The 11,956-nt window shown below is 34.8% G+C and carries 8 protein-coding genes; 3 read left to right on the top strand and 5 right to left on the bottom strand.

The window, feature by feature from the left end; genetic code table 11:
• Positions 1 to 18: 18 nt before the first annotated feature.
• Positions 19 to 2,172 (bottom strand): flagellar hook protein FlgE, encoded by a 2,154-nt coding sequence (gene flgE / locus C6H22_RS07955; RefSeq protein WP_104694738.1) that lies wholly within the window; start codon positions 2,170 to 2,172, stop codon positions 19 to 21.
• A gap of 181 nt (positions 2,173 to 2,353) precedes the next feature.
• Here flgE and pyrH point away from each other — a divergent pair, with 181 nt between their 5' ends.
• The 3 genes from pyrH (at position 2,354) to guaB (ending at position 5,962) form a co-directional block, all read left to right on the top strand.
• A complete protein-coding gene (gene pyrH, locus C6H22_RS07950) occupies positions 2,354 to 3,064 on the top strand; it encodes a UMP kinase (RefSeq protein ID WP_104694737.1) in 711 nt (236 codons plus the stop codon).
• A gap of 78 nt (positions 3,065 to 3,142) precedes the next feature.
• Positions 3,143 to 4,501: an Asp-tRNA(Asn)/Glu-tRNA(Gln) amidotransferase subunit GatA gene (gene gatA, locus C6H22_RS07945; protein WP_104694736.1), complete on the top strand. Its 1,359-nt coding sequence runs from the start codon at positions 3,143 to 3,145 to the stop codon at positions 4,499 to 4,501.
• A 15-nt stretch (positions 4,502 to 4,516) separates the two neighbouring features.
• Positions 4,517 to 5,962 carry an IMP dehydrogenase gene (gene guaB, locus C6H22_RS07940; RefSeq protein WP_104694735.1) on the top strand — a complete coding sequence of 482 codons (1,446 nt, stop codon included), beginning with the start codon at positions 4,517 to 4,519 and terminating at the stop codon, positions 5,960 to 5,962.
• A gap of 57 nt (positions 5,963 to 6,019) precedes the next feature.
• Here the strand turns inward: guaB and C6H22_RS07935 are convergent, their stop codons facing one another.
• The 4 genes from C6H22_RS07935 to C6H22_RS07920 all read right to left on the bottom strand — a co-directional run.
• On the bottom strand, positions 6,020 to 6,823 hold the full coding sequence (locus tag C6H22_RS07935) for an aldo/keto reductase (RefSeq protein ID WP_104694734.1): 804 nt from the start codon (positions 6,821 to 6,823) through the stop codon (positions 6,020 to 6,022).
• Between the two features lie 172 nt (positions 6,824 to 6,995).
• Positions 6,996 to 9,575 carry a DEAD/DEAH box helicase family protein gene (locus C6H22_RS07930; RefSeq protein WP_233707097.1) on the bottom strand — a complete coding sequence of 860 codons (2,580 nt, stop codon included), beginning with the start codon at positions 9,573 to 9,575 and terminating at the stop codon, positions 6,996 to 6,998.
• 2 nt (positions 9,576 to 9,577) lie between these two features.
• Positions 9,578 to 10,477: an Abi family protein gene (locus tag C6H22_RS07925; protein ID WP_233707096.1), complete on the bottom strand. Its 900-nt coding sequence runs from the start codon at positions 10,475 to 10,477 to the stop codon at positions 9,578 to 9,580.
• A 100-nt stretch (positions 10,478 to 10,577) separates the two neighbouring features.
• Positions 10,578 to 11,956, bottom strand: a 1,379-nt coding sequence (locus C6H22_RS07920; protein WP_104694732.1) for a site-specific DNA-methyltransferase, incomplete at its 5' end; no start/stop codon positions are given.

Below are 11,956 nucleotides of genomic sequence, written 5' to 3'. Positions count from 1 at the left end.
CCCAAATCTCTATAAAAATTATTGTTTAAGGTTTAAAAGCGTATTTAAAATCTGATCGGAAGTTGTTACGGCTTTTGAGTTAGCTTGGAATCCTCTTTGCACAACAATAAGCTGTGTAAGGCTACGGCTTAAATCCACGTTGCTCATCTCTAGCTTACTTCCACTCACACCACCACGCCTACCAGTATTTGCTGCTCCAACCATAGGTTCTCCAGAGTTTCCGGTGCGTGAAAAGACATTGCCACCTTCAGCCTGCAAACCTGCATTGTTAGCAAAGTTAGCAAGTGCAACTTGTGCTAGGGCTATGGATTTACCATTACTAAATGCTCCAAGCAACGAACCATTAGAATCAAAGCGTATATCCATTAGATCCCCTGCTTGATAACCATTTTGGTTAATGGCATATGTTTCAGATATTTTATCCACGCTTGTAAGACCGCCAAATGTTTGGTTTGCCCCAAACTTAAGCTCGATACGTTGAGGATTGCTACCATTTTTGGGATCAATCTGCACAATAGGTGGATTCATGCCCGCAAGACTTCCATCGCTATTAAATGTCGCTCTACCACCTTCAAAAATATTAGGACGCTCGGCAGTCCCACCGATAAATTGTGCAGGTTCAGGCACGATAGCTCTAAAACTCCATTCTGCATCACCTGTTTTCCAAAATTCAAAACGCAAATTATGCTTACTACCTAAGCTATCTACCACATCAACACTTGTGCTATGGGTAGTTTTATTGATTTTTCCAGATGCAATGACAGGACCACCTTCAATAAACATTGAAGTATTTAAGGCTTTCATCGTATCTCTAAAGAGAATGTTTGTTGTAATCTTTCCTGAAGAGTGTGCACTCACATAGATATTGAGATTTCGCACCTCACCATCTTCATCATTTTGATTTACCATTTCAAACATACCATATTTATTGACTGTTACACCAACACTTGCGGTGCTCTCGTGATATTGCTTTTCCGGGTTTTTAATCATATTAGCATCATATTGTATCAATGCGCGTAAATCCTCTGTAGTGCGGAATTGCCCTGTTGTAGAATCTGCATCATTTGATTTTGTGTAGCGATATCTAAATGCAGTAATATCTTCCTCTCCTTCTACAAAGTTTGCAAATGCTCCTGTTCCTCCGATAGTAATACGAATATTTTTAACCTTTTCACTTCCATCCATTTGATTGCGGTTTTCTAATCGCAACATACCAGAATCTACATACGCCTCTACACCGGTTTTATCGCGATATGCATTAATAGCATTTTGTGCAGCTACGACATTACTAATACCTGTGAGACCAGAATTGTTGCTAAAGGTTATGACCTCTCCATTAATTCCTATAGTGCTTACTTCATCTGTGCGTTCAATCTCATTGCGTATCACAGCATTTTTATAACTTATCCAAATACCTTGATTTTCTGTCAAGCCAAATGCATCACCATCACCATTAAATAGCACACCAAAATCTTCACCCACTTGTGCAAGACGCCCTCTAGAATCATACACCGGTGCTACACCATCAGAAGCAGTTGCAACCGTAGAATCTAGTGCGGCTATATCAGCTACACTTTCTGTGTGTCGTCCGGCATTAAGATTAGCACGTAATGTTACGCTTGTAGTTGATCGTGCGGGCATTACCATACCTGGATCTATTTGGATATTACGCACTGGACCAGTATTATCCACTCTAAAAAAGTCAAACTCACTCATTTGCGCAGTATTAGCACTATCAAGCGTATCTCTTACCCAACCTTGGACCACATACCCACCTGTAGTTACAAGATTCCCATTGGCATCAAAAAGAAATTCTCCGTTACGCGTGTAATTATGCGTAGTGCCACGATCAGGACTTATAATAAAAAAGCCATCACCCTCAATAGCAATATCTGTCTTTACATCTGTATTTTGTGTATTACCTTGAGAAAAAACCTTTGTAGTTGCCTCTACGCCGACACCAAGCCCAATCGAGTAGTCATTTTGTCCTCCCAACCCATTTTTATAGGGTGAAGTCGCAATCAGCTTAATTTGTGAAAGCATATCAACAAATGATGCCCTAGAGTATTTAAAACCTACCGTATTTACATTCGCAATATTGTTACTTTCCACATCCAACGCAACTTGATGGGCTTGCATACCACTCACACCAGACCACAGAGACCTTAGCATATGTATCCTTTGTGTTGAAAATTTTCATTTATGTTTTAGTTGAAAGCAAAAGTTATGCCAAAATACTCTGCTTAATTTATAACCTTAAAAATATAATTCTTCTTTACAGCTTGCTTTAAAGCAAGGTTATGTAAAATCCCACACAATTTTACAAAATTTATGAACCTTATAAGGAGAGGCTATGCAGGTTAAGCGAGTGCTAATTAAATTTTCTGGTGAAGCATTGAGTGGTGCAAGTGGATTTGGAATTGATATAGACATTTTAGAATACATAGCCAAAGAAATTAAGACGCTAAAAAACGCAGGGTTTGAGATAGGGTTAGTGATTGGTGGGGGCAATATCATACGCGGAGTGAGTGCTGCACAAGGTGGTATCATTCGTCGCACAAGCGGAGATTATATGGGTATGCTTGCCACCGTGATTAATGCTGTGGCGGTGCAAGAAGCGCTTGAATCTTTGGGTGTAGAAGTGCGCGTGCAAAGTGCTATTGAGATTCAAGAAGTGTGCGAAAGTTATATTCATCGTCGAGCCATTCGCCATTTACAAAAAGGTCGAGTTGTCATTTTTGCGGCAGGAACGGGAAATCCATTTTTTACAACCGATAGTGCGGCGACTTTGCGTGCTATAGAAATTGAAGCAAATGTCATTATCAAAGCAACAAAGGTCGATGGCGTATATGACAAAGATCCCAAGAAATATCCCGATGCCAAAATGCTAGAATCTGTAAGTTATGAAGAGGCATTGCGTGAGCATATTAAGGTGATGGATGATACTGCCATAGCCCTTGCGAGAGAAAATAAACTACCAATCCTTATTTGCAATATGTTTAAAAGTGGGAATTTGCTAGAAATTTTGCAACACAACAAAGGTGTGTATTCGATTGTAAAATAGTGTGATAGTGCGTTTTAAGCTTGGAATTTTTATAATTGCATACAGAATTTCCCTAAATAATTTTGTTTCGAGGTCCTTATGCTAACACTAAAACAAGCACTTAATCTCAAACCACAAGAGGTTACAGAACTAAAACAACGCATCAAACAAAAAGCCAGAGAAAATATGGAGCTAAACGCCTATATAGGCGAGATTGAGGATTCTAATGATGAGGGTGTGCCAATCCTTATTAAAGACAATATTAATGTTAAGTATTGGGAGATTACCTGTGCCTCTAAGATTCTAAAAGGCTATAAATCTCCATACAATGCAAGTGTTATAAAAAATCTTCACAAAAATCGTATGTCGGCGTTTGGTCGTGCAAATATGGATGAATTTGCTATGGGAAGCACCACAGAATCTAGTTGCTATGGACGTACAAAAAATCCTCGCGACACTTCAAGAGTGCCCGGTGGTAGTAGTGGTGGTTCTGCGGCAGCAGTAGCTGGTGGTTTGGCAGTGGCGTCATTAGGAAGTGATACAGGCGGATCTATTAGACAACCTGCAGGATTCTGTGGCTGTGTAGGCTTGAAACCTACATACGGAAGAGTTAGTCGATATGGGCTTATAGCCTATAGCTCAAGCTTGGATCAAATTGGACCAATTACCCAAAATGTTGAAGATGCAAGCTTACTTCTTGATGCAATTAGTGGGTATGATAGCAAAGATTCTACATCGCTACAGCTCCCTTCCACAAACACTTTTGCTAATCTTGATAATAATGTCCGCTATCGTGTGGGGGTCTTGCGTGAGTGGCTAAAATGCGCAGACACACAGACACAAGAGCGCTATGAGCAGACTATCAAGCTTTTAGAATCTATGGGACATACCATAGTCGAGCAAAATATGCTAGAAACAAACTATCATATCTCTGCATATTATATTATTTGCACAGCTGAAGCTAGTTCTAACCTTGCACGTTTTGATGGTGTGCGCTATGGCAATCGTGCCTCACATTGCAAAAACCTCGCTGATGTATATCTCAACACTCGCACACAAGGCTTTGGTGATGAAGTCAAACGAAGAATTATGCTAGGAAACTTTGTGCTTAGTAGCGGATATTATGATGCCTATTATCTCAAAGCACAAAAAGTGCGTGAGCTTATCAAGGCACAATATCTAGAATTGTTTATGTCATGTGATGTGATTTTATCACCTATAGCACCAAGTGTTGCACCTAAATTTGGTACAACTGCCTCACCTTTAGAAATGTATCTAAGCGATATTTACACAATTGGTGTGAATCTTGCAGGATTACCCGCGATTTGTGTACCTTCAGATTCTCTCTCAACCCTTAAAGGCTTGCCTATTGGTATGCAATTTATTGGCAATCATTGCGAAGAACAAACAATCCTCAATATCGCCTATGGTTTAGAAAAAGAACTTGGTAACTCATAGATCTAAGGAGTTTTTATGAAAATCTTACAAAAAGCCCTCACATTTGAAGATGTTTTGCTCATTCCTGCATATTCGGAGGTTTTGCCCAAAGAAGTCAATCTCCAAACCAAGCTTACCAAAAATATCACACTCAATATTCCTCTCGTGTCTGCGGCTATGGATACAGTTACAGAATATCGCGCAGCTATCGCTATGGCTCGACTTGGGGGGATTGGTATCATACACAAAAATATGGATATACAATCTCAAGTTAACCAAATCAGAAAGGTGAAAAAGAGTGAGAGTGGTGTCATCGTGGATCCTATCTATATCCTAGCTGATGCGACGCTTGCCGAGGCAAAGGCTATCACAGATAATTATAAAATCTCTGGTGTGCCGGTGGTGGATCGTTATAGCAAACTCATTGGAATCTTGACAAATCGCGATGTAAGATTTGAGACAGATTTACAAAAAAAAGTGGGTGATGTCATGACAAAAACTCCACTTATCACTGCAGATGTAGGGACCACACTAGAACAAGCACGCGACATTATGCACAAAAACAGAATCGAAAAACTCCCTATAGTCGATAAAAATGAGATTCTAAAAGGGCTTATCACTATAAAAGACATTCAAAAACGCATCGAATATCCAAATTCCAATAAAGATGATTTTGGACGATTGCGCGTAGGTGCAGCGGTTGGTGTGTTTGGCTTAGAACGCGCACAGGCGTTAGTAGAGGCTGGGGTTGATGTGCTTGTGTTAGATTCAGCGCATGGACATTCAGCAAATGTCATACGCACGCTAAAAGACATTAAAGCCAAGCTTAGCGTTGATGTCATCGTGGGGAATGTGGTAACACCTCAAGCGACAAGGGATCTCATAGAGGCTGGTGCTGATGCGGTAAAAGTGGGTATAGGACCTGGTAGTATTTGCACAACAAGGATTGTAGCAGGTGTGGGTATGCCCCAAATTTCAGCTATAGATCTTTGTGCACAAGCTGCACAAAGCTATGACATTCCTATTATTGCCGATGGAGGCATTAAATATTCTGGTGATATTGCCAAAGCCTTGGCTATTGGTGCTTCAAGTGTGATGATAGGATCGCTCCTTGCAGGGACAGAAGAATCACCCGGGGATTTGATGATCTATCAAGGACGACAGTATAAGAGCTATCGCGGTATGGGTAGTATCGGTGCGATGACACGTGGTAGTGCAGATAGATATTTTCAAGAGGGAACAGCCCAAGAAAAACTCGTGCCCGAAGGGATTGAAGGGCGTGTCCCATATCGTGGTAAGATTAGCGATGTTGTGCATCAACTTACAGGTGGCTTAAGCTCGTGTATGGGTTACTTGGGAAGTAGAAGTATCACAGAGCTTTGGGAAAAAGCAGAGTTTGTAGAGATCACTTCAGCAGGACTTAGAGAATCTCATGTCCATGATGTCATCATTACACAAGAAGCACCAAACTATCATGGATAAAGCGTGAGATTCTAAGCAATCTCTACTTTTGAAAATATCTTAGCTTCTATATATTTACTAATATCCCCAACTAAATTGTGTCGTGTTTTTATCCAACGCCCTAAGAATTTGCATATCCTCCGCACTTAAAGCAAAATCAAAAATCTCAAGATTCTCTTGCATATGTTTTAGATTACAAGCTTTTGGAATAGCTATAATGCCTTGTTGCACCAAAAATCTTAATGCTACCTGTGCAACACTTTTTTGATAGGTATGTGCAATGCGTATCAAACTAGGATTAGCAAAAAGCTCATTCTTACCTGCTATAAAAGGACTCCATGATTGCACAAGTGTGCCATAAGCTTTCATAGCTTGGAGTAAATGTGACTGCTGGTAATACATATGTACTTCACATTGATTAATAGCTGGGAATATCTCGCAAGTCTTTACAAACTCGCTAAAAACACTTGGTATAAAGTTTGATACGCCTATGGCTTTAAGTTTGCCTTGCTTGTAGGCATTTTCCATAGCGTTATACATTGCTTTGGCTTGTGCATAAGGTTCGTGAAGCAAAAGTAAATCTATATAATCTAGATTGAGAATCTTAAGCGTAGATTCTATGCTTTTTATCGCATACTCGCCACTCATATTGCTAGATAACTTGGTGGTAACAAAAAATTCCTCACGCTTTAGCCCATATACACTCATAGCTTCTCGTATCGCTACACCTACTTGTGACTGGTTTCCATACATTTGAGCAGTATCAAACAGGCGATACCCACAATCTATCGCCATCATAAGCGTATGTGTGTTTGTTACCCCATAAGTCCCAAACCCAAGAAGTGGCATCATCAATCCATTATTTAGCATCTTATGCACCATAGTCTCACTCCTTATTTGCAAAGCTACATATATGTTTAAAAGCTTTGTATATCTTGCTTTTAAGTGGTTTGTATTCCATTTTCTAATTTTTATAAAAAAGTTTTTATGATGTTTTTAAAAAGGGATAAAGAGGGATATTCCTTTTCTCTCTTTTTTTTGTTTTTAAGTCGGCTTATTTAAAAAAGTCATAAAACTGCTCCTTAAAGTTTTTGTTTTCAGTATTTGCCTTACCAAAGAAAAATGGTAAAGCAAATACATTAATCTCTATTTGAGTGCTAAAATCTTTCACAGCTTTAAACACTTTTTTATCTATTTCATCTAGCATTAAATTTTCTTTCCATTTATCTTTTGTGTATAAATGTAAGCCTTTACTTTCCATTATTATTTCTGCTGATAAATAATCTAGCTTAGCTTTTTCTTTTGGCTTTCCAAAAAATATAAAATCAGGCTCAAAGCCCTCTCCATATGTATCAAGCTCTTTTCTATTGTCATAGATTTTAAACTCTTCAAAGCCTTCATTACGCATAATTATCCATTCGCTAAAATTCCTATCAATTCTATCTTTATTGGCATCTATAAACTCTAAAAATTCTAGTTCTAAATTGCTATCAAAAGAAAATTTATCATAATATAACCACTCATAAGGGCTATTTTTTACTTTATCAAATGACATTTGCCCATTTTCATAATTGCCATCTTTGATAATTTTTCTAGTGCCTATATTTACTAGCTTATTAGCTACAAAATCGCTAATTTCAAAATTTTTAGCTTCTTTATTTAATATCTCTTTATAATTAGCAAGAATATATTTAGCTATATCAAGCCTTATTATTGAATCGTTAAATTTTTGATTTTTATTAAATGATAATTTTAGTGGTGCAATAAGATTATTATAAAAATCTTTTTTGCTTTTTAGTGTTTTATCATAAGCTTGTATATTTTTTATATCAATTTTTAAAATATTCATCGCCTTAGCAAATATTTTATATTCTAACTTTTCGCCCACTTCAAATATTTTTTTAAATTCAGTTATTGCGTTATATTCTTCATCTTCAAATTTTTCTTCACTATTGCTTACTTTATGCCCTATATATGATATTTCTAAGCACTCTAATTCTCTTTTTATTTTCTCACTATTAAAAAGAGAACGATTGTCAAGCATTATTTTTTTATTATTTATATAAAAAATCTCATTTTTATTTGTAATTTCTTTGGCTTTTTTGCTAGGATTTAGCTCTACAATGCCTTCTTTTTCATCAAATAATAAACCTTGTGATTTTAGCTCTTTTCTAATACTACTAATATACTCTACATCATTTAAAGCGTGATAGCTAAGGCGTTCAATCATTGTAAGTTCTTCAAATAATTCAGTATCATATTTGCGCTTATATTTTTCTTCGCCTTCACCAAAAGGATAATACCTAGCCCCACGACCGATTAACTGCGCTTCTTTTGTAGTAGTTTTTGCTGTGTTTTTAGCCACCGCTGAGCCTAAGTGCACTATATCAAAGAGATTTAGCACATCCCAGCCCTCGTTTAGTTTATCTACTGCGAAAATCACTCTTATAGGATTTTCTTTATCTTCAAGTGTATTTAGCTTTATTTGATAGTCTTTTATTTCTTTATCATCATTTGCATTTAGCTGATACATATCTTTAAAAGCATTTTTTAAATGTAAGGCTAAAATATTTGCGTAATTTTGATTAAATTGCCTTTTGAAATAATCTATGCTATATTTGAAAAGCTCATCATTTTTATCTATATTTTTGTAAAATTCACTTATATCATCAGTGCTTAAATCTTGTAATATTTCATTAAATAATTTTTGATTTTCTTTTGATAAGTTTATAGTTTCACTTTTAAAAAGCACCACAGGCTTTAATTCTATATTATTATCCCTTGCTAAAAGCTCTCTATAAGCACTTAATAAACAAGCTCCTAACAATCTTGTTTTTAGCTCTTTATCATCGTATTTTACTAGAAAAATTCTCTTTGAATATCCATTTAAACAAAACTCTCTTAAAGCATATTCATAAATAATTTTATCTTGATATTTGTCTAAGACCTTTTTATCATTTGGCAAAGTAGCGCTAAATTCTAGCATTAGATTATTTTCGTGGCTATCAAAAGCCCTTTTTATGATACTCTCCCAGCCTTCTTTATTATCTTGTTCGCTTTGAGTTAAAGCCTTTTTAGTATCAGCGTTTAAATGATGTGCTTCATCTGCTAAAAATACTATTTCATAGTTTTGTAAGTCTTCAAGCGTAAGTGAATTTTCTTTTTCATCTTTAAAAAGACTAAAAAGCCCTTGAATAGTGCTAAAATAAATATTTATCGCATTTTCTTTACTCTCATTAAAGTTATTTATAGCATTTATTTCTATATTTTTATCATTTATTAAAATATTATTTTTAAATAGATATTTTGAAGAATATTTATCTAAAAAATTTGCCTTTGTTTTTTCTATAATTGAAGTAGAATTTACAAAAAACACAAAATTTCTATACCCTCTTTTATAGCATTCTAGCATAAGTGCAGCCATTACTAGCGTTTTGCCGCTACCTGTTGCCATATTAAACATTAAATGATTTTTCTTTATTGTTTCATTATTTGCTAAATAATTTTTTATAGCTTCTGTTTGATAAGGGCGAAGCTCTTTGCTAATATTATCTTTTATATAGCTTGGGATTTGCATATCCCTTAGAGGCTTTTTGCCATATTCTGTAATTACTTCTTCATATAATTTACTCATTATTATTCCCTCCACATTTTAAATTCTTGCCAGTTGTGCATAAAGCCCATTTCACTTGTATCTACATTTGGATATTTCTTAAATAAACTAACTAATTCATCTTTAAGCTTGTTATTGTTTAAAAGCACCAGCATTACGCTCAAAGCAAAAAATATTTGATTATTTTTTACTTCCTTGCTTAAAAAATCATTTAGTTTTTTAGGATATTTAAAAGAAGGTGTAAATTTTCTATTCCATATTCTAGCGTGATGAGCGCAAGTATTTCTTATCACAGTAAGCCCTAAAAGCCAGTTATCAAATATTTCAATATCTAAATTTTTATTAAAACTATTAGCTATTTCTTTCTTTAAAGCCTTTGGCAAAATAGCATATAATTTTGTCAGCGTCCCAAAGCTTAGAATTTCACTCAAAGCCCAAATAGGCAAATCGTTTGTCTTATATTTTTCTTTTATGTGTTTTATAAACACTTCATTTGAGCGACTTTTTTCTTGCTCTACTTTTTCCATAAATTCTTTATACAGCGTTTTAACATTATCTTTTTTTCTCTTATATGTTCTATTTAAAGAATTTTCATTGTTTAAATAGCCAAATACTCCATATTCTCTTGCGTGAATATGAGAAATTCTAGTTCGCAAAATAATTTCTATTTGTTCTAAATATTTGAAAATAACTCCCCTTAGCTCTTTATCAAATTCATAAAGATCGCAAATATTTTCAAATGTAATATTACTTTTAAATACATTTTCGCTTTTATAAAAAGGGATAAAATAAGCACTAAGCCTATAATAATTTACATTATATAGAAAATCACTAGCAAATTTATCATCATTGATGATTAAACCACGATTTTTTAATATCTCTAAAAGTTCGCTGATTGTTTTAAAAGATTTTGGATAGTTCATAAAAAGCACCGCCTCTCCTTTGCAGATGTATAAAACAGAGCTGTGGGCGGTCTGGTAGCGGAATCATAGCCAAATTTGCTTAAATATTGCTTAAATTTTTTCATATCATTTCAACTTTTTTATAAAAAATATCATTTAGAATTCTAGTTTGCTCATCTATTTTATACTCGCTATCTTCCATATCAGCATAAGGGATATAGTCCATATTTCTATCCAAGCATTTTTTTAGAATTCTCTTTTTTTCTTCAAAGCTTAAAGCTACAAATTCTGAATCATTTAAATCACTTTGAATATCCACTCTATAATCAATAAAAGCTAATTTTTGTAAATCTTCATAAATTTTATTTAGCTCGTTTTCATCGCGTGAGTTTTCTATTTTTTCTATAAAACTAGCATTTAATGGCGCTAACTCGCAATAGATAAAGCTTCCGCCGCCGCTCCACTCTATTGCTTTGCTTATGCCGCCGCTTTCGCCGTCTATTACCTTTTTTAGCCGCTCTTTTGTGATAGATTCAATATACTCCATTTGCTCTATGCCTATATATTTTCTTTTCATTTTATGCGCTACTGCTAATGTAGTGCCGCTCCCTGCAAAAAAATCTAACACTAAATCATTTTCGTTTGTAGAGATTTCTATAATTCTTTGAAGTAAGGCTTCGGGTTTTGGTGTGGCAAATAACTTTTCAGTAAAAATACCTTTTATCTCTTTTGTTCCCGATGAATTTAACACTAGATTATACATTATTGAAGTTGGTAAAATTCCAGATTCAATATCAATGTAATGCTTGTAATAAACTTTGTTATTGCTTTTAAAAAGAATTTCATTATTTGATTTTTTTTCAATAAATTTATTATGAGACATTTTCCATTGATGTTCTTTTCCTTTTAGAGTTATGCCATTAGGCAATTCTATATCATAATGTAATCCTGGACTATCTTGTAAAGCTGTATCATTAAGAGGTTTTTCTAAATAATAGCCTTTTTCATCTATTTTATACTTACTCAAATCATTTCTTTTTAAAGCAAACATTTTTAAATGTAATATTTTTTTAGAAAAGGCTAAAATATTTTCATGTTCAATAGCTACAAATTTAGAATCATTCCCACCTCCTGCTCGTTTTCTCCAAATAAAATTACAAATAAAATTCTCTCTCCCAAAAATCTCATCCATTAGCACTTTTAAATACGCTTGTTCGTTATCATCGCATTGCACGAAAATCACGCCATCATCACGCAAAAGCTCTCTTGCAATTTCTAGGCGATTTTTCATAAAGCATAGATAAGTGCTGTGATTGAATCTATCGTTATAATTAAAGCTATCATTGCCGGTATTATAAGGTGGGTCTATGTAGATTAGTTTTACTTGTTTGGCGTATTTGTATTTTAGGCAATGAAGTGCTATTAAGTTATTTCCTTTTATTAGTAGATTTGGATTATTTTTAAGGGCGGATTCAATGGATTTAGATTCTTCGCTTCGCT

The organism is Helicobacter equorum (assembly GCF_900198655.1).
Classification (GTDB): Bacteria; Campylobacterota; Campylobacteria; order Campylobacterales; family Helicobacteraceae; genus Helicobacter_F; species Helicobacter_F equorum.
The sequence above is the reverse complement of the archived record's forward strand: the minus strand, read 5'-3'. Positions and strand labels throughout refer to the sequence as shown.

Bases quoted from the DNA above. Each gene is read 5' to 3' on its own strand.
- flgE (WP_104694738.1), bottom strand. From the start codon at position 2,172: ATGCTAAGGTCTCTGTGGTCTGGTGTGAGTGGTATGCAAGCCCATCAA.
- pyrH (WP_104694737.1), top strand. From the start codon at position 2,354: ATGCAGGTTAAGCGAGTGCTAATTAAATTTTCTGGTGAAGCATTGAGT.
- gatA (WP_104694736.1), top strand. From the start codon at position 3,143: ATGCTAACACTAAAACAAGCACTTAATCTCAAACCACAAGAGGTTACA.
- guaB (WP_104694735.1), top strand. From the start codon at position 4,517: ATGAAAATCTTACAAAAAGCCCTCACATTTGAAGATGTTTTGCTCATT.
- C6H22_RS07935 (WP_104694734.1), bottom strand. From the start codon at position 6,823: ATGGTGCATAAGATGCTAAATAATGGATTGATGATGCCACTTCTTGGG.
- C6H22_RS07930 (WP_233707097.1), bottom strand. From the start codon at position 9,575: ATGAGTAAATTATATGAAGAAGTAATTACAGAATATGGCAAAAAGCCT.
- C6H22_RS07925 (WP_233707096.1), bottom strand. From the start codon at position 10,477: ATGAACTATCCAAAATCTTTTAAAACAATCAGCGAACTTTTAGAGATA.